We start from the raw sequence: 18,639 nt of genomic DNA, 5'->3' as shown, positions 1-18,639 counted from the left end.
GGATCAGCGGCCGCCGAGCACCTCGGAAAGGTCGTACCGCACCACTTCCTCCAGCTGCGCGTAGGTGCAGCCGGAGGGGGTGCGGTCCGGCCGCCACCGCCGGAACTGGGTGGTGTGGCGGAAGCGGTCGCCCTCTATGTGGTCGTACGCCACCTCGCAGACCCGCTCCGGCGCGAGCGCCACCCAGGACAGGTCCTTCTTGCCTGACCAGCGGCTCGGCGCGCCCGGCAGCCGTGCCCCCTCGTGTGCCGCCGCCTCCGCCCAGGCCGCCCACGGATGTTCCCCGGGGTCGATGCGCAACGGGTCGAGCTCCTCCAGGAGTTCCGCGCGCCGCTTCATCGAGAAGGCCGCGCACACTCCCACGTGCTGGAGGGCGCCCCCGGCGTCGTACAGACCGAGCAGCAGTGAGCCGACCACCGGGCCGCTCTTGTGGAAGCGGTAGCCCGCCACCACGCAGTCGGCGGTCCGCTCGTGCTTGATCTTGTACATGGCCCGGGCGTCCGGCCGGTACGGCAGATCGAGCGGCTTGGCGACCACCCCGTCGAGCCCCGCGCCCTCGTACCGCTCGAACCACTCCTGGGCGAGGGCCGGGTCCGTGGTGGACGGGGCGAGATGGACGGGGGCCGAGGCGTCCTCCAGCGCCCCCTCCAGGACCGTCCGCCGTTCGGTCTGGGCGGTGGTCAGCAGGGACGTGTCGTCGAGGGCGAGGATGTCGAAGGCGACGAAACTCGCCGGGATCTGCTCGGCCAGCATCCGCACCCGCGAATCCGCCGGATGGATGCGCTCGCTCAGCCGGTCGAAGTCCAGCCGCCCGTCGTACGGCAGGACGATCTCGCCGTCGACCACACACCGCGGCGGCAGATTCTCCCGCACGGCGGTGACCACCTCGGGGAAGTAGCGGGTGAGGGGCTTCCCCGTCCGGCTGCCGATCACCACCTCGTCGCCGTCCCGGTGCACGATCGCCCGGAACCCGTCCCACTTCGCCTCGTACTGCATACCGGGCGGAATCGCGGACACGGACTTGGCGAGCATCGGTTTCACAGGAGGCATCACCGGCAGGTCCATGGCCCCGATTCTCACTCACCACGCGGAGCACGTCTTCCGATATGCGGCATATGTGGGCCCGGCCTACGGTGTCCGACATGGGAGCAGGAGCAGCGGTGGAGCTGGACGTGGACGGACGAGCCGTGCGGCTGTCCAATCCGGACAAGGTGTACTTCCCGGAGAAGGGCTACACGAAGAAGGACGTGGCCGGTTATTTCCAGGCCGTCGGGCCGGGGATCCTCCGCGCCCTGCGCGAGCGGCCGACCACCCTCCAGCGCTTCGTCGACGGGGTCGAGGGCGACTTCTTCTACCAGAAGCGGGCGCCGAAGAACCTCCCCGACTGGACCCCCACGGCCCGGATCGAATTCCCCAGCGGCCGGCACGCCGACGAGATGTGCCCCACCGAGCTGGGCGCCGTCCTCTGGGCGGTCAACCTCGGCACCCTCACCTTCCACCCCTGGCCGGTGCGCAGGGCGGACACCGACCACCCCGACGAGCTGCGCATCGACCTCGACCCGCAGCCCGGCACCGATTACGCCGACGCGGTGAGGGCCGCTCACGAACTGCGCTCGGTCCTGGAGGACCACGGGCTGCGCGGCTGGCCCAAGACCTCCGGCGGGCGGGGCATCCACGTCTTCGTCCCGCTGGTCCCGGAGTGGACGTTCACCCAGGTCAGGCGCTCCGCCATCGCGGTGGGACGGGAACTGGAGCGCAGGATGCCGGACCGGGTGACCACCGCCTGGTGGAAGGAGGAGCGGGGCGAGCGGATCTTCGTCGACTACAACCAGACGGCCCGCGACCGCACCATCGCCTCCGCCTACTCCGTACGTCCCTTCCCGCACGCCCCGGTCTCCGCCCCCCTGCGCTGGGAGGAGATCGACGACGCCGAGCCCCGCGACTTCGACCTGCGCACCATGCCCGCGCGGTACGCCGAGGTGGGCGACCTGCACGCCGACATGGACGAGCACGCCTTCCGCCTCGACCAGCTGCTGGAACTGGCGAGGCGGGACGAGCACGAGCACAAGCTCGGTGACCTGCCCTACCCGCCGGAGTACCCGAAGATGCCGGGCGAGCCGAAGCGGGTGCAGCCCAGCCGCGCACGCCACGACGACGACGGCGTCGCATGAGCGCCGGCGAGGGGGCCGAGCCCCCGGCGCACGGCGCCCACGGCAGGCCCCCGACCCGGGCCGAGAAATGGGCATCGTACAAACAGTCCCCGTACGTCCCCGCCTTCGTGCTGCTCTTCATCCTCGCCGCCGCGGCCGGACTCTTCGCCGGCTCGTACACCTACACGATGGCCGACCCGACGCCGCGTCATATCCCCTCCGCGGTGGTCGGCGACGTCCAGGCCAAGGGAGGGAAGCAGTTCATCGCCGGGATGGAGAAGGCGCTCGACGCCTCCCTCCAGCTGCGCCCGTACGCCTCCCGGGCCGCGGCCCGGGAGGCCATGGAGGAGCAGAAGGTCTTCGTGACCCTGCGGCCGGGCGAGCGCGGGGTGGCCATGGACATCGCGGGAGCCGCCGGGGCCACGGTCGCGCAACTGCTCGCCGAGACGGGGGCGAAGGTCGCGAAGTCCACCGGGGTCCCGGTCACGATCACGGACGTCAAGCCGCTCCAGCAGGGCGACCCGCGCGGGCTGGCGCTCTTCTACATCTCGCTGGCCGCCGTCATCATCGGCTTCGTCGGAGCCATCCAGCTCAGCGTGCACGCCCGAGCGCTGAACCCCCTGGAGCGGATCGCCTTCACGGTCGCCTACTCCCTGCTCGGCGGCTTCGCGATCGCCGCGGTGGTGGACTGGCTGATCGGCGCGCTGGACCTGCCGTTCGTCGAGTCCTGGCTGATCCTGGCGTTCACGATGTTCACGTCCGGCATGGTCTTCACCATGTTCAACACCATCATGGGGCGCTGGGCGATGCTCCCCACCTGGGGGCTCATGGTGCTGCTGGGAAATCCGTCGTCCGGGGGAGCGGTGTCCTGGCCGCTGCTGCCCTCGGCGCTCGGAGAGATCGGGCGCTGGCTGCCTCCGGGCGCCTCGGTCAACGCCCAGCACACGGCGGTCTACTACCAGGGCCACCAGTACGCCGCCCCCTTCCTGGTGCTGGCCGCCTGGTCGCTGGTCTCCTGCACGGTCTTCTGGGTGTGGCGCCACCGGCACCCGGGAGGCCGTGGCCACATGCCTGAGCATGCGGCCACGGCCTCGTGAGTGCGCCTCGCCCCTACAACTCCTGGATGCGGATGTCGCGGTACGAGATCACGTCCGTGGTGCTGTGGACCTGGAGCCCGATGTAACCGGAGGCGTACCGCCGGCCGTCGGTGCCCGGGTCGTCACCCCGCGGCGGCTCGAAGAGCTGGCCGCCGTTGTTGTCGAACTCGTTCAGCAGGACACCGTTGCGGTAGACCGAGTAGTGCTGGTCCACCACCCGGATCTCGTAGTCGTTCCAGGTGCCCTTGGGAGTGACCCCGGCGCCGCCGAGACCGACCCGGTCGAACCCGTAGACGGACCCGGTCTTGTACATGTCGCCGTCGGGCCGGTCGTTGACCTGGATCTCATGGCCGTACTTGATGGCGACCCACTCCGGACGGGACTCCTCCGGGTGGTCGTGGACGTTCGGGAAGCGGACGAAGACCCCGCCGTTGGCGTTGCCGCCCTCCGGGGCGTCGTCCCGCCACTGGAGCTTCAGCGAGAAGTCCCCGTACTGCCGGGACGGGAACCACAGCATCCCCATGCCGTCCACCGTGGTGGAGCTGGTGATCGAGCCCTCCTCCTCGTTCAGCGCGAACTGTCCGCCGCCGACCTGCTCCCACTTGGCGAGGGACGCGGCGGTGCCGTCGAAGAGCTTGCGGTAGCCCTCGTCCTGGCCCGGCTTGCCGATGCCGGACTGCTTGGCCGCCCGGTAGATCTTCTTGTGCTCACGGGCGTCGACGACCCCGTCGGTGAGCAGCTTGTCCAGGACCTTGTCGACGTGCTTGAGGAACAGGGCGTGCGAGGACCAGTCCTTCTCGTCCTCGATGAGCTCGTTGATCGTGCAGCGGTTGCCGGTGAGCCGGTTGGGGACACCGGTGTCGACCGTGCCGACGATGACGGTGCGCCGTTCGTCGAACTCGGGGCAGTTGGGTGCCGGGACACCGCCGCTCTGCGCGACGGTGAACGAGCTCTGCTTCGCCTCCGAGGTGTTGCCGGCCTTGTCCGTCGCCCGGTGGGCGAACGTGTGGTGGCCGACGCGGTCGACGATGACGGGGGAGGAGTACGCGAGGTACGGGCCGCCGTCGAGGGAGTACTCGGCCTTGTCCACGCCCGAGTCGTCGTCGGTCGCGCTGAGGGTGACCTCGGCGCTCGTGATGAACGCGCCGTCCGAGTTCTTGTCGCCCGCCACGACCACGGAGGTCTCCGGCGGCGTCTTGTCCTGCGAGGGCGGCTCGACGACGGTGAAGTCGACGGACTTCTCCTCGGCCGCGTTGCCCGACTTGTCGGTGGCGCGGTAGCGGACCGTGTGGGCACCGACCTCGTGCACCATCACGGGTGCGGTGTAGGGCTGCCAGGCGCCGTCCGCCCCGACGGCGTACTCGATGGTGTTGACCCCTGACCCGGTGTCGGACGCGGTCACGGTGACCGTGGCCATGCCGAGGTAGGCGCCCGTGTCGTCCTTCTCACCCGAGACGGTCGCGGAGGTCTCCGGCGGGGTCTTGTCGTCCGTCGGCGGCGCGGCGACCGCGAAGTCGACGGACTTCTCCTCCGCCGCGTTGCCCGACTTGTCCGTGGCGCGGTAGCGGATGGTGTGGCTGCCCACCTCGTCCACCACGACGGGCGCGGTGTACGGCTGCCAGGCGCCGTCCGCCCCGACCGCGTACTCGACGGTGCCGACGCCCGATCCCGCGTCGGTCGCCGCCACGGTGACGGTGGCCTGGCCGATGTAGGCGCCGTCGGCGTTCTTGTCGCCGTCCACCGTCGCCGAGGTCTCGGGGGCGGTGGTGTCGTCACCGCCGCCACCGTCCTCGGTCACCGTGAGGACACCCTGCATCGAGCCGTGGCCGGGGATCGTGCAGTGGTAGAAGTACTTGCCGGGCGTGAGGGTGACCTCGACGCTGTGCTTGCCGCCCTCGCTGTCACCCGGGTTGGCCAGGATGTTGACCTGGACGTCGCTGTTGTACTCCGGGTCCGACACGCTGAACGTCAGCGTGTGCGGCATGCTCGTCGTGTTGCCCGTGGCCTCGCTGTTCTCGAAGACGATGGTCGCGGCGCCGGCCACCGCGGTCTCGGGAGCCGTCAGATAGTGGTCGATGGGATCGCCAGCGGTCCAGGTGAGGACCTGGTCGGCCGCTGCGGCCCTGTCGTCGTCGCGGCCGTACGCCGCCGTCGACGCCAGCCCGAGGACCATCAGGAACGAACCGAGCAGGGCGAGCCACCACCGGGCGGGCCCGTACCGCCGTCGCGCGAGGAGTGAAGGGTGTCTCACTGCGCTGCCGCCTTCCTGGCCAGGTCTGCGGCGGCCGGGGTCGGCCCGCCGCCCTTGTACGTCACGCGCCACAGCGCGGACTTGGAGTCGGAGGTGAAGAAGCCGCGCCCGTAGTCCAGGACGTAGAGCGAGCCGTCCGGGGCGAACTTCCAGTCCATGAGGTTGCGGATGCCGTCCGCACCGACCGGAATGATCTTCTTCAGGGACTCGGCGTGCGTGGGCAGGCCGCCCTTGCCGACCGTCTTCGGGTCGGTCAGCACGGCGTGACGCGGCTGGGTGTCGTCGTAGAAGTCACCGACGAACCACTTCCCGTCCCAGTAGGCGGGCCACTTGGCCTCGCTGGTGCTCGCCGCGTCGTAGCGGTAGACCGGGCCGTTCATCGTGGCCTGGCCGCCGCCCTTGAGCCAGGGCAGGAGCTCCTTCTGGTCCTCCACCTTGTAGCTCGGGATGCCGTTCTCGTCACGCGGGTAGTCGACGCCGCCGCCCTGGGGGGAGTACCAGATGGTGTTTCCGGTCACCGGCGGCAGGTTGACCAGGCCGTCGTTGTTCGGCGACTCGTTCTTCGGCGCGTCGCAGTCGTACCAGTCCAGCGGCTTGGTGGGATCGGGCAGGTTGCGGTCCCGGTAGGGCTGCTTGTTGCCCATGCAGTACGGCCAGCCGTGGTTGCCGGCCTTGGTGATCGCCGCGAACGTGTCGTACTTGGCGGGGCCCCAGGTCGTGCTCGGCGCTCCCGCGTCGGGGCCGACCCAGCCCGCGTACAGCGTGTCGGTCGACTTGTCGATGGAGATGCGGGCGGGGTTGCGGACACCCATCACGTAGATCTCGCCACGGGTCTTGCCGCCGCCCTCGTCGGGCTCCTTGCCGGTGAAGAGGTTGCCCTCGGGCAGGGTGTAGGTGCCGTCGTCCTCGGGGTGGATCCGCAGAATCTTCCCGTTGAGGTTGTTGGTGTTGCCCGCGGTGCGCCGGGCGTCGGCGAAGGACACGCCCTTGTAGTTCGGCTGCGGATTGTTGCCGGAGTAACCGTCGCTGAACTGGGAGGAGTTGTTGTCACCGGTCGCGATGTACAGGTTCTCCTCGGAGTCCCAGGCCATCCCGCCGCCCGCGTGGCAGCAGCTGTGGATCTGGACCGGCCAGTGCAGGAGCACCTTCTCGGACGCCAGGTCCAGCTTGTTCGTGGCGTGGTCGAAGGTGAAGCGCGAGACCTGGCGCACCGCCATCTGCTTGTCGCGGTCGATCTTCGCGTGCGGGGTGTAGTGCAGATACACCCAGCCGTTGGTGGCGAAGTCCGGGTCGAGCTCGATCCCGAGCAGGCCCTCCTCCACCTTGACCAGTTCGTCGCCGCCGCCCTTGTTGCCGAAGACGCTCAGCTTGCCGGCGAGGGTGACCTTCTTGGTGGCGGGGTCGTAGACGTGGATCTCGCCCTCGCCCTTGCCGACGTTCGGATCGTTCCAGTCGGTGACCACAGGCACGCTGCTGTCCGCGCCGCCCCGCCCGATGTAGAAGATCCGCCCGTCCTTCGCGGTCACGAGGCCGTGCGGTTCGCCGATCTGGTCGTTCTGGCCGGGCTGATTGGGCTGGGTGAGCCGCTCGGCCGTGTAGTTGGAGTCGATCGTGGCCTTGCAGTCGGCCTGCGACAGACGGCTCGTCCAGGCCAGCGCGCCGCGCAGATGATCGCGGAAGTCGGTCTCGGCGAAGCTCGCCGCCGTACCGCCCATGGCGGTGTAGAAGGAGCGGCCGCCGTCGTAGTCACGGCACCAGGAGACCGGATGGTCCCAGCCGTTGGCGCTCTTGCCCGGGGTGTAGGTGAGCTCCCGGACGCGGGCCACGGTGTGCACGTCGCCGGACGGGTTGTCCTTCCAGTTCAGCCACTTGTCCGGGCGCTTCCACTCCAGCGGGAGGTTCTTCGTCGCCGGGTGCTGCCGGTCGCCGATCTCCACGGTGGCCCGCTGGACGCCTGTCGGGCTGTCCGCCGCCGGGCGGGCGCCGACCAGGCCGGTGAACCAGTCGGAGTACGGTTCGGTGCGCGCCGCGTCATGGATGCCGAGGAAGCCGCCGCCGGCCTCCATGTACGCCTCCAGACCCGCCTCCTGCTCCGGGTCCAGCACGTCGCCGCCGCCGGTCAGGAAGACGACCGCGTTGTACGTGCCGAGTTTCCTGCCGTTGGTGAAGACCCCGGCGTCGTCGGTGGCGACGGTCTTGAAGCGCCCGGCCTCAGGACCGCTGAGCCCGATCTTCTCGACGGCCGCGATGCCTGCGTCCACGGTCGGCGACTCCTCGCCGGCCGAAGCGTGGAACACCAGTACCTTGACGTCGGCCCCGCCGGGCGGCGTGGGAAGGGACAACGTTGTCGCCATCCGTTCCTTCAGCCCAGGATCCGGATAAGGGCTGGCAGTGGCCGCGTTGCCGCCGAGCAGGGACGCGGTCAGGGCACCTGTTGCCACGGCCGCCGCGATACCGCGGCGCGATCTGGACCTGTGATGTGGTGTGCGCTGCATGTGGTCACCCACCCCTCTTGGTCACTTCTCTGGTCACTTCTCTTGTCACCGCGCCTCTGTGGTCACTGCGACAGCGCACGAAGCTAGACCTCTTTTCGTGGCTCGCCAATAGGTATGGCAGCAATCGAACGAACTTTGTCCTGAGTGTGGATAAACCAACGGCCCACGGCTACCGTGTGGGCCGTCCAGGGGAGCAGCGCGTCAGTTTCCGTCTCGCAGTGGGGAGTTCGACATGGACCGAAGGACCTTCAACCGCCGGATGCTGGTGGGCGGCGGGGTGGCGGCGGCAACCGGCGTGACATCGATGTCACTCGGCGCCGTGCAGGCCACCTCCGCGGAGAACCCCGCGAAGACGGCCCCCGCGGGCGGCGCAGTCCGCCATCTCAAGCTGTACGCGGAGAAACTGGCGGACGGTCAGCTCGGATACGGATTCGAGAAGGGCAAGGCGTCGATCCCCGGACCGCTCATCGAGATCACCGAGGGCGACACGCTGCACATCGAATTCGAGAACACCACGGACGTCGACGCCAGCCTCCATGTGCACGGCGTCGACTACGACATCGCGAGCGACGGCACCCGGATGAACCGCAGCCATGTCGAACCCGGCGGCACCCGGACGTACACCTGGCGCACCCACGCCCCCGGCCGCCGCAAGGACGGCACCTGGCAGGCGGGGAGCGCCGGTTACTGGCACTACCACGACCACGTGGTCGGCACGGACCACGGCACGGGCGGCATCCGCAAGGGGCTGTACGGGCCACTCGTCGTACGCCGCAAGGGAGATGTCCTGCCGGACAAGACGATCACGATCGTCTTCAACGACATGACCATCAACAACAAGGCGGCCCACGAGAGCCCGAACTTCGAGGCCACCGTGGGCGACCGGGTCGAGGTCGTGATGATCACGCACGGCGAGTATTACCACACGTTCCACATTCACGGGCACCGCTGGGCGGACAACAGGACGGGGCTGCTCACCGGCCCCGAGGACCCCAGCCGAGTGGTCGACACGAAGATCTGCGGTCCGGCCGACTCATTCGGCTTCCAGATCATCGCGGGCGAACACGTGGGAGCCGGCGCCTGGATGTACCACTGCCACGTCCAGAGCCACTCCGACATGGGGATGGCCGGTCTGCTGCTCGTCGCCAAGGCGGACGGCACGGTGCCGGGTTACGACCCGCCGCACCACGCGGCAGGCGCGGCAGAGGAGCACGCACACTGAGACCGGCCGGCACACGGGGGCGGCCGGCCCGGGTCAGGCCCCGGCCGCCATCCGCTGCTGCTCCTCCTCGACGATGCGCCGGGCGAGGGCCCCGTCCGACACGTCGACGGCGTCAGGCGTCGCCTCGGCGAGATCGCTGCGCCGCGCGTACGCGTCGAAGAGCCGGTCCTTGCGCGCCAGGATGTCCAGCATCCGCTGGTCCACACTGTCCGCCGCGAGGAGCCGGTGGACCCGCACGGTCCGTATCTGCCCCATGCGGTGAGCCCTGGCCACCGCCTGGTGCTCCATCGTCGGCTTGATCTGCGGCTCGCAGAGGATGACCACCGACGCCGCCTGGATGTTCAGACCGACGCCGCCGGCCTGTATCTGGCTCAGCAGCACCGCGTGGCCGTCCACCGCGCCGAAGTGGTCGACGAGTTCCTGCCGGCGGGCCGCCGGGAGGCTTCCGGAGACCGGACCGAACACCCCTTCGCCCAGGGCCTCCCGGACGGTCCGGAGCACCTCACGGAAGTACGAGAAGACCACGACCTTCAGCCCGTTGGCCTCGGCCTCCGCGACGAGCTCGCGCAGCCGGTTCAGCTTCGCCGACGTCTCGGGGCGGGCGTAGGCGGCGCGGCGCATCCGCATGAAGTGCCCCGAGCCGACCGCCTCGCGGTACGCCTCCAGGTCGGCGGGGGAGAACTCCTCCCACTCGTCGGCCCGCACCAGCGCCGGGAGTTCGCTCAGCACGTCGTCCTGGTTCCGCCGCAGATAGGCGGGTGCGACGGCCCTGCGGAACGCGTGGGAGCCGGCGACGCCGTGTGTGGAGGTGACGAGCGGTGCCAGCTCGGGCCGCAGTTGCCGCACGAGGCTCCGGAACTCCTCGACCCGGTTCTCCATCGGGGTGCCGGTCAGGAACAGCACCCGTTCGGTGTGCCGCGTCCAGCCGTCCACGGCCCGGGAGCGCCGGGTCTCGGGGTTCTTCACGAAGTGGGCCTCGTCCACCACCACCATGCCCGGTCTGACCCCGGACTCCGGGCCTTCCGGCAGGGTGGACAGCGCGTCGAAGGTGGTCAGGGCGACCCCGCCCCGCTCACACCACTCGCCGAACGCCCCCTGCCGCTCCGGGCCGTGCACCGGCACGGCCCGCAGGGTCGAGCGGGCGGTGATCTCCCGCCGCCAGTTGATCAGGACGCTCGCCGGGCACACCACCAGGAAGTGCTTCTCGCCCCCGGCCGCGAGATGAGCCAGCGCGGCGATGGCCTGCACGGTCTTGCCGAGCCCCATCTCGTCGCCCAGGATCACCCGCTTCTGGGCCAGCGCGAAGCGCGCTCCGAAGGACTGGTAGCCGCGCAACGAGACCCGCAGGCACGTGTCGTCGAGCCGCAGCCCGCGGACCCGGTCCGCGATCCCGGCAGGCAGGAACCCCTCGGCCGCGTCCCGGTCAGGTCCGCTGCCGGACAGCTCGGCGAGCAGGCTGTAGTACTCGGCCGAGCGCAGCTCGAAGTCGACCCAGACCTCCGCCTCCGACGCGGGACCGCGCAGCAGGTCGACGGAGACCTGCCCGAACAGGGTCCGGAGCCCGCGTGCGTCCGCGTCCCGCACCACCTCCCGTACGGAGGCGACGGCGGCCGGAACCCGGGCACCGGCGGCCCGTCCCGAGAACAGCATCCGCAGACGGCTCCGCGCCGGCGCCGCCGCCACGAGCAGCGGTTCCAGCTCCGCGGTCAGACGCCGGGCTGCGTCGACCGCCCGGCGCACGTCGGGGCCACCCTCCACCAGCCGGTGCAGGGCGACGAGCAGCGTGTTCGTCGCCGCGTCCGACGCGTCCATGTCTATCCGTACGGCGACGGTGTCCCGGACCGCGTGCGCGATCTGCCGCGCGGCGGCCAGCGCCTGATCCGCCGTCTGCGCACCGACACCGGGGATCTGGCGGAGCTCGTAACGCCCCGCCCCGTGGACGCGGCCGACCGTCCTGTACCCGGCCTGTTCCAGCGCGCCGAGCCGCAGCCGGCCCTCCGTGACGTCCGCCAGCCGGGAGGCGGGGATGGCGGCCAGCTCGAGAGCGATGAGGGAGTCCAGCAGGGGGGTGAGCGCGGCGTGCGCGGCCCCGACGGCGCTGCGGTGATCGTCCAGCACGGCGAGGGCCGTTCCGGCGAGCGCCTGGGCGTCGTGGAGCAGCTCACGTGCGGCTCTGCCCGTCGGCGTCCGGCCCGCCGGCGTTCTTCCCGTCATGTACGTCCTTCTGTCCCCGTGGCCCCTCCGTGACCGGCGGCCGTGCCTCCCCGGGCGCCTCCCATCGTGCCACGGGCGCGGGGCGGCGCCGCACCTCACCGGGAGGCCTGCCGAGTCGCGGAACGGTACTACCGGCGCTGGGTGTCACGCGCTGAGCCCCCGGCAGCCCGGCCGGCCCGCCGGGGCTGCGGTTGTCAGTGCCCGGTGCAAGACTCGGAGGGTCAGGACGTCTGGCGTGAACAAACGCGTGAGACACGGATTCCGCCCGAGGAGCACACCATGCTCGACCCGGCCTTCGTAACCGGCGCCCCCAACTGGATCGACCTCGGGACCCCCGACATCGACGCGGCAACCACCTTCTACAACGGCCTCTTCGGCTGGGACCTGGTGGCCGGCGGCCCCGAGACCGGTGGCTACGGGATGTACCAGTTGCGGGGCAAGACCGTCGCCGGTGTGATGACCGTGCCGGAGGACCAGGGGAAGCCCGCCTGGTCGGTGTACTTCCAGACCCCCGACGCCGACGCCACCGCAAGGACGGTCGAGCAGGCCGGGGGCACCGCCGCGTTTCCTCCGATGGACGTGCTCGACTACGGGCGCATGGGCGGCTTCACGGACAGCACCGGGGCGTACTTCGGCGTCTGGCAGCCCGGGACGAACACCGGCCTCGGCATGATCATGGAGCCGGGTGCGCTGATCTGGTCCGAGCTGTACACCCCGGACGTCCCCGCGGCGGCCGCGTTCTTCCACACCGTCCTCGGCTGGCAGACCGACGAGATGTCGTACCCCAGCGGCACCTACACGATGATCCAGCCCGCCGGCAGCAAGAGCGTCGACTCCTCCTTCGGAGGGATCGTGCCCCTCGACGCGGTGCCCGCCCAGGCCGACGCCGGGCCGCACTGGCTGCCGTACTTCGCCGTGGACGACACCGACGCGGCGGTCGCCGGGGTGGAGCGGCTCGGCGGCCGGGTCACCATGCCGGCCACGGACGTGCCGGAGGTCGGACGGATCGCCACCTTCGCCGATCCCGCGGGTGCGGCGTTCGCGGTGATCAAGCCGGCACCCATGGGGTAGGACGGACCGGGCCGGGAGAGGCGGCAGGCCCCGGACCGGCCTGCCGTTGAACAATCGTTGATCACTTGTTTATCGCGACCGGGCACCGTGTGGCGCATGCCGACCAACACCATGACCGACCCCGACGAGCTCGCCTGGCAGGAGACCGCGCTGTGCGCGCAAGCCGGCCCCGAGTTCTTCTTCCCGGCGCCGGGCAGCTCCACCCGCGAGGCCAAGCAGCTGTGCAACGCCTGCGAGGGCCGGGTGGCCTGCCTGGAGTACGCACTCGCCCACGACGAGCGCTTCGGCGTCTGGGGAGGGCTCTCCGAGAAGGAGCGGGACCGGCTGCGCAGAGGCCGGTCCGACCGCGGCTGAACACCGGGGCGAGAGGCTGTTCCCGTCAGGGGATCCGGAAGGTCTCGCCGTACACCTGCCACACCAGCGGCTTCTCCAGTCCGAGATTTCCCTCGCGGAGGAAGAGCCGCTGTGCTGTGTCGATCCGGGTCGTGTCGCGCTGAAACTTCCGGGCCTTGATCGCCGACCGGCTCTCGTCGAGGAAGGCGTTCAGGTACGCCGTCTCGTCGCCGCCCTCCGCGGCCGTGTCCGCCGAGGCCATCGCGGCGTCACGGATGCCGTAGAAACCGTCCGCCTCGACACCGGGCCCGTGCAGAACCATCGCGTCGTAGTAGACGAACTGCCCCAGGGTGCCGAGGCCGTCCATCTTCGCCAGACGGACCGCGGGCTCGAAGTACAGGCTGTCGCGCGTCGCGTCCTGGGCCTTCCGGAACGCCGGGTCCTCCGCGGCCCTGTGCCAGGCGTCGGTGAAGCCCGGATCCAGGCCCTCGTGCGAATCGGTGCCGTCCACCGAGCGCAGGGCGGGGAGGTACGTGGCCAGCGGATTGTCCGGATGCTCCTCGGTGTACGCCTCGACCAGTTGCAGCATGTCGTTCGTGCCGGAGCAGAAACCGATGATGCCGGCGGTGTAGCCGGTGCCGTCGCCCACGTCCTCGATCGCCCCGTACTGGCTGCGCCAGTCCAGGGTGGACGCCTCCGCGCTGGCCACCAGCCGGGACGCGGTCTCCTTCATCGCCGGGGCGGCGAGGCCGGGCGGCAGGGCGTCGATCTCGTCGGCGTGCTCGTCGGCCTGCTCCGCCGCGGCCGGTGTCGCCGTTCCGGTCTTCCCGGGTGCCTGCCGGACGACGGTGGGCGGTTCCGAGTCGCCACCGCTGAACAGGATCGAAGCGGCGACGGCGATCGGTGCACCGAGAAGAACAAGACGCGTCACTGGTTTCACCCGGCACAGAGTACGTTCCGTAAAGCTGTGGGGACAGCCTGGATGTGCTGTGGGGGCCGTGTGAACGCGCGGCGGCGGCGCACGCGTGATGCGTGCGCCGCCGCTGTCCGGCGGGTCGGGGAGCGGATCCCGAGCCCGGCCGGGCGGATGTACCGCGCGGATCAGCCCTGGGCGGCCCGGGCCGCCATGCGGGCCTTGCGGTTCGCCAGCTTCTCGTCGAACTTCGCGGCCTCGCTGTCCAGGCCGTTCATGTACAGCCCGAGCTCCTCCTGCGCTTTGAGGCCCTCCGGGCCGAGGGCGTCGATGTCGAGGACCTTCAGGTAGCGCAGGACGGGCTGGATCACGTCGTCGTGGTGGATCCGCATGTTGTAGATCTCGCCGATCGCCATCTGCGCGGCGGCTCGCTCGAAGCCGGGCATGCCGTGGCCGGGCATCCGGAAGTTGACGACGACGTCGCGCACGGACTGCATCGTGAGGTCCGGGGCGAGTTCGAAAGCCGCGCCCAGCAGGTTGCGGTAGAAGACCATGTGCAGGTTCTCGTCGGTCGCGATCCGCGCCAGCATCCGGTCGCAGACGGGGTCGCCCGACTGGTGGCCGGTGTTGCGGTGCGAGACGCGGGTCGCGAGCTCCTGGAACGCTACGTACGCCACGGAGTGCAGCATGGAGTGCCGGTTGTCGGACTCGAAGCCCTCCGCCATGTGCGCCATGCGGAACTGCTCCAGCTTGTCCGGGTCCACGGCGCGCGAGGTGAGCAGGTAGTCGCGCATCACGATGCCGTGCCTGCCCTCCTCCGCGGTCCAGCGGTGCACCCAGGTGCCCCAGGCGCCGTCACGGCCGAAGAGGGAGGCGATCTCGTGGTGGTAGCTGGGGAGGTTGTCCTCGGTCAGCAGGTTCACGACGAGGGCGATACGTCCGATGTCGGTGACCTTGGACTGGCCGGTCTCCCACGCCTCCCCGTCCTCGAAGAGGCCGGGGAAGTTACGGCCGTCGGAGAACGGCACGTACTCGTGGGGCATCCAGTCCTTGGCGACCTTGAGATGGCGGTTGAGTTCCTTCTCCACCACCTCTTCCAGCGCGTACAGCAGCTGGGCGTCGGTCCACGCCTTCGAACTGCCTGTGTGGGGAGAGGTGATCGTCACGGGGGCTCCTGGGGACGGGAGAATTACCTACGGCTTCGTAGGTTACGTGACCGTAGGTTAAGGCGGCGGTAAGGCCGCGGCCAAGCCCGGCCCTCGCAGTGTGCGCTCACACGCTGTTATCCATGCAGGTCATGAGTGCATTGGAGGGGACAAGTCAGGCACCCTCACCCCCGACCCCCGGCAGCTGCCCGGGGGCGGTGTCCCGGAGTCCGTCCTCGTCCAGCAGCAGCCACCGGGTGATCCCCAGCGACTTCAGGAACGGCATGTCGTGGCTCGCCACGATCAGCGCTCCCTGGTACGCCGCCAGCGCCGACGTCAGGCGGTGCACGCCGGACAGATCGAGGCTGTTCGTCGGCTCGTCCAGCATCAGCAGCCGGGGCGCCGGGTCGGCCAGCAGCAGCGCCGCGAGCGTCGCCCGGAGACGTTCGCCGCCCGAGAGCGTCCCGGCGGGACGGTCCGCGCGCCCGCCCTTGAAGAGGAAGTGTGCCAGCCTCGCCCGGATGCCGTTGTCCGTGGTGCCGGGGGCGAAGCGTGCCACGTTGTCCACCAGGGACAGCGCGTCGTCGAGGACGTCGAGACGCTGCGGCAGGAAACCCACCGGCACCTGGGCGCCGGCCTCGCCCGACACCGGGCCAAGCTCGCCCGCGACCGTGCGCAGCAGCGTCGTCTTCCCCGCCCCGTTGCGGCCGATCAGCGCGATCCGCTCCGGACCGCGGAGCTCCCACTCGCCCGGCACCCGCGCCCCGTGGAGGAGCTCGAGGTCGCGGAGCAGCAGCACGTCGCTGCCCGGATGCACCTTGGTGTGCGGCAGTTCGATCCGGATCACCTCGTCGTCCCGTACCGCCTCGACCGCCTCGTCGAGGCGCTCCTCCGCGTCCGCCAGCCGTTCGGTGTGCATGATGCGGTGCTTGCCGGCCGACTCCTGGGCTGTCTGCTTGCGCTGGCCCATCACGGCCTTCGGCTCGCGCTTGGTGTCCCACATCTTCTGCCCGTACCGCTTGCGCCGGGACAGTTTGACGTGGGCGTCGGCGAGTTCGCGCTTCTGCCGTCGTACGTCGGCCTCCGCGACCCGCACCATCCGCTCGGCCGCCTCCTGCTCCACGGCCAGAGCCCGCTCGTACGCCGACAGGCTGCCGCCGTACCAGGTGACCGCGCCGTCGCGGAGATCCGCGATCCGCTCCACCCGCTCCAGCAGCGCCCGGTCGTGACTGACCACGACCAGCACACCGGTCCAGGCGTCGACCGCGTCGTACAGCTGCCCGCGGGCGTACAGATCGAGGTTGTTGGTCGGCTCGTCCAGCAGCAGGACGGAAGGGCGTGCCAGCAGCAGGGCGGCCAGGCGCAGCAGCACGCACTCGCCGCCGGAGAGCTCGCCGACGGTCCGGTCGAGACCGATGGCGGACAGGCCGAGCTGGTCGAGCACGGCCCGGGCGCGCTCCTCGACGTCCCAGTCGTCCCCGACGGCGGCGAAGTGCTCCTCGCGGGCATCTCCCGCCTCGATGGCGTGGAGTGCCGCCCGCGTCGTGGCGACATCCAGCACCTCGTCCACCCGCAGGGCGACGTCCAGGACGAGGTCCTGGGGGAGGTAGCCGATGTCGCCGGCCGTGGCGATGTGTCCCGCCGTCGGCGCGAGTTCACCGGCGATCAGCCGCAACAGAGTGGATTTGCCGCAGCCGTTGAGACCGATCAGCCCGGTCCGGCCGGGGCCTACGGCCAGTTGGAAGTCATCGAAGACCTCGCTCCCGTCGGGCCAGGCGAACGAGAGTGAGGTGCAGTGAATATGTGTGGTGGATGCAGGCACAAGGGCCTCCCGGCTGCGTCGAGGAAACACGGAGAACGGCTCGGACACTGGGGTCACGCAGGGCACGCGTGCGGCAGGGCACGCGGCGCGGAATGCGGACACCTCAGATGTGGAGCAACGTCCTTCTCCGATCCGACGACAACAGGGGCATCGACGACGCTACGAGCCGGCCCGTGGCCACGCAACCGAATTCCGGAGGCGCTCCAGGAGGACGGGCCGTCGTCTCAGGCGGACCCGCCCAGGAGGTCGCTCAGATCGCCGTCCAGGTCCATGAAGCGGTACTCGTCCCCCACGGGGACCAGCTCCTGCGCCCGTTTCAGGAAGCGACGCAGCTCGGACGTCCGGACATGGACCATGGCGATGCCCTCGACCGCGTGGAATTCCAGCACCGTACGGTCGTATCCGAACGGCCGGACCCGGACGTCACCGAGGCCGGCCGGCGCGTCCATGCCGGTGGCGAGCAGCTCACGCGAGAACTCCCAGGACACCTCGGTGCCTTCGAGGGTCGCGGGGGCCGGGAACGCCATGCGGACGGCGAAAGGGTCCCTGCGGTCGTAGTGCAGTGTGGCGGGCAGAGTCTCCATACGCGGCGCGGACGCGACCATACGGGCCTGCACGGACTGCTCGATAACGCTGGACAAGACCTGCTCCCTCTCGCCTCGGACGAACGGTTCCCGGCATTGGAGTAGACGTCGGAACGCCTGAATCCGTGCACCGGGGGGCGGCGTGAGCTGCGTCACCGCCCGGTCTCCCTCAGATCAACTGCCCCGTTCGGGGCGGTGCACCCTGGACGCGCGTCCACCGGTGGGTTAGCTTCCAGCGCCATGAGGGCCATGGGGAAGACGAGACGGCTGATCGCACCGCTCCTGTGCGGGGCGGCGGTGACCGCCGCACTGGCCGCACCTTCGGCGCACGCCACTCCGGCCGGGCACGAGGACCGGAAGCCGGAATGGACGCTCACCGCGACGGGCACGGACGCGCGCTTCCGCGGTCTCGCCGCCGTGGGCCGCGACGCCGCATGGGTCGCGGGCTCCGGGGGCACGGTGCTGCGCACGACGGACGGTGGACGCCACTGGCGCGACGTCTCGCCGGACGACGCCGCCGGGCTGGAGTTCCGGGATGTCGAGGCCTTCGACCGGCGGCGTGCGGTGGCCCTGGCCATCGGCGAGGGCGAGGCCTCCCGTGTCTTCCGTACCGAGGACGGGGGCGCGACCTGGACCGAGTCCTTCCGCAACAGCGACGCCCGCGCCTTCTACGACTGTCTGACCTTCTTCGACAGCCGTCACGGTGTCGCGATGAGCGACCCGGTGGACGGGAAGTTCCGCATCCTGTCGACCTCGGACGGCGGGCGTAACTGGCGGGTGCTGCCCGATGCCGGGATGCCCGCGGCGCAGCCCGGCGAGGCCGGATTCGCGGCGAGCGGGCAGTGCCTCGTCAGCTCGGGCCGCGAGGACGTCTGGCTCGCCACCGGCGGCGCGGCGGCCGCCCGGGTGCTGCACTCCGCCGACCGCGGCCTGACCTGGACGGAAGCCGGGGCGCGCATCCCGGCGGGGGACCCGGCGCGAGGCGTGTTCGGCCTCGCCTTCCGGGACCGTACGCACGGCATCGCGGTCGGCGGCGACTACCGCGCGGAGGAGGCGTCGCCGGACGCCGCGTCCGTCACCGGGAACGGCGGCCGGAGCTGGCGGAGCGCGGCCACCCCGCCGCCCGCCTACCGCTCGGGCGTCGCCTGGCTGCCCCACAGCCGGGGCTCGGCGCTCGCCGTGGGGCCGACGGGCACCGACGTCACGCGGGACGGCGGGCGTACCTGGCTGACCGTGGACACCGGTTCGTACGACACGGTCGACTGCGCCCCGGACGGCGGCTGCTGGGCGTCGGGCGAGAAGGGCCGGGTCGCGCGGCTGCGATAGAGCCCGGCCCCGGAAA

At 70.6% G+C, this 18,639-nt stretch carries 14 protein-coding genes; 6 read left to right on the top strand and 8 right to left on the bottom strand.

Translation table 11 applies throughout. The features are described from left to right. Window positions 1-3: 3 nt before the first annotated feature. On the bottom strand, window positions 4-1,065 hold the full coding sequence (locus ACIQM3_RS35655; RefSeq protein ID WP_401632032.1) for an ATP-dependent DNA ligase: 1,062 nt from the start codon (window positions 1,063-1,065) through the stop codon (window positions 4-6). Between the two features lie 95 nt (window positions 1,066-1,160). On the opposite strand from ACIQM3_RS35655, the gene ligD reads away from it, so the two are divergent. Together ligD and ACIQM3_RS35645 are read left to right on the top strand one after the other, a co-directional pair. Then, complete coding sequence (ligD, locus tag ACIQM3_RS35650; protein WP_401632163.1) at window positions 1,161-2,171, top strand: non-homologous end-joining DNA ligase; 1,011 nt, start codon at window positions 1,161-1,163, stop codon at window positions 2,169-2,171. Continuing rightward, window positions 2,168-3,247 carry an ABC transporter permease gene (locus ACIQM3_RS35645; protein WP_401632029.1) on the top strand — a complete coding sequence of 360 codons (1,080 nt, stop codon included), beginning with the start codon at window positions 2,168-2,170 and terminating at the stop codon, window positions 3,245-3,247. The genes ligD and ACIQM3_RS35645 overlap by 4 nt, the downstream gene beginning before the upstream one ends. Before the next feature lie 13 nt (window positions 3,248-3,260). On the opposite strand, the gene ACIQM3_RS35640 is transcribed toward ACIQM3_RS35645, so the two are convergent. Next, window positions 3,261-5,498, bottom strand: a complete 2,238-nt coding sequence (locus ACIQM3_RS35640) for an OmpL47-type beta-barrel domain-containing protein (protein WP_401632026.1) — start codon at window positions 5,496-5,498, stop codon at window positions 3,261-3,263. After that, window positions 5,495-7,939: a ThuA domain-containing protein gene (locus ACIQM3_RS35635; protein ID WP_401632023.1), complete on the bottom strand. Its 2,445-nt coding sequence runs from the start codon at window positions 7,937-7,939 to the stop codon at window positions 5,495-5,497. Before ACIQM3_RS35635 ends, ACIQM3_RS35640 begins: the two co-directional genes overlap by 4 nt. A gap of 286 nt (window positions 7,940-8,225) precedes the next feature. Here ACIQM3_RS35635 and ACIQM3_RS35630 point away from each other — a divergent pair, with 286 nt between their 5' ends. Next, entirely contained in the window at window positions 8,226-9,215 is a 990-nt protein-coding gene (locus tag ACIQM3_RS35630; protein ID WP_401632020.1) for a multicopper oxidase domain-containing protein, read from the top strand. 33 nt (window positions 9,216-9,248) lie between these two features. Here the strand turns inward: ACIQM3_RS35630 and ACIQM3_RS35625 are convergent, their stop codons facing one another. Next, a complete protein-coding gene (locus ACIQM3_RS35625) occupies window positions 9,249-11,429 on the bottom strand; it encodes a DEAD/DEAH box helicase (protein WP_401632017.1) in 2,181 nt (726 codons plus the stop codon). Between the two features lie 279 nt (window positions 11,430-11,708). On the opposite strand from ACIQM3_RS35625, the gene ACIQM3_RS35620 reads away from it, so the two are divergent. Continuing rightward, window positions 11,709-12,500: a VOC family protein gene (locus ACIQM3_RS35620; protein ID WP_401632015.1), complete on the top strand. Its 792-nt coding sequence runs from the start codon at window positions 11,709-11,711 to the stop codon at window positions 12,498-12,500. Between the two features lie 96 nt (window positions 12,501-12,596). Continuing rightward, window positions 12,597-12,854 carry a WhiB family transcriptional regulator gene (locus ACIQM3_RS35615; RefSeq protein WP_401632012.1) on the top strand — a complete coding sequence of 86 codons (258 nt, stop codon included), beginning with the start codon at window positions 12,597-12,599 and terminating at the stop codon, window positions 12,852-12,854. Window positions 12,855-12,879: 25 nt separating this feature from the next. On the opposite strand, the gene ACIQM3_RS35610 is transcribed toward ACIQM3_RS35615, so the two are convergent. The 4 genes from ACIQM3_RS35610 to ACIQM3_RS35595 all read right to left on the bottom strand — a co-directional run bounded on the left by ACIQM3_RS35610 (window position 12,880) and on the right by ACIQM3_RS35595 (window position 17,354). Next, the gene (locus tag ACIQM3_RS35610; protein WP_401632161.1) at window positions 12,880-13,764 is read right to left on the bottom strand and encodes a chitosanase; all 885 of its coding nucleotides are present in this window, start codon (window positions 13,762-13,764) and stop codon (window positions 12,880-12,882) included. 170 nt (window positions 13,765-13,934) lie between these two features. Then, entirely contained in the window at window positions 13,935-14,912 is a 978-nt protein-coding gene (locus ACIQM3_RS35605) for an acyl-ACP desaturase (RefSeq protein WP_401632010.1), read from the bottom strand. Between the two features lie 154 nt (window positions 14,913-15,066). Next, window positions 15,067-16,713, bottom strand: a complete 1,647-nt coding sequence (locus tag ACIQM3_RS35600; protein WP_401632007.1) for an ABC-F family ATP-binding cassette domain-containing protein — start codon at window positions 16,711-16,713, stop codon at window positions 15,067-15,069. A gap of 224 nt (window positions 16,714-16,937) precedes the next feature. After that, a complete protein-coding gene (locus tag ACIQM3_RS35595; RefSeq protein ID WP_401632004.1) occupies window positions 16,938-17,354 on the bottom strand; it encodes an SsgA family sporulation/cell division regulator in 417 nt (138 codons plus the stop codon). 183 nt (window positions 17,355-17,537) lie between these two features. On the opposite strand from ACIQM3_RS35595, the gene ACIQM3_RS35590 reads away from it, so the two are divergent. Further along, the gene (locus ACIQM3_RS35590; protein ID WP_401632002.1) at window positions 17,538-18,623 is read left to right on the top strand and encodes a WD40/YVTN/BNR-like repeat-containing protein; all 1,086 of its coding nucleotides are present in this window, start codon (window positions 17,538-17,540) and stop codon (window positions 18,621-18,623) included. Window positions 18,624-18,639 lie beyond the last annotated feature (16 nt).

The sequence above is a fragment of the Streptomyces sp. NPDC091271 genome (genome assembly GCF_044757505.1).
In the GTDB taxonomy this organism is placed as follows: domain Bacteria; phylum Actinomycetota; class Actinomycetes; order Streptomycetales; family Streptomycetaceae; genus Streptomyces.
The sequence above is the reverse complement of the archived record's forward strand: the minus strand, read 5'-3'. Positions and strand labels throughout refer to the sequence as shown.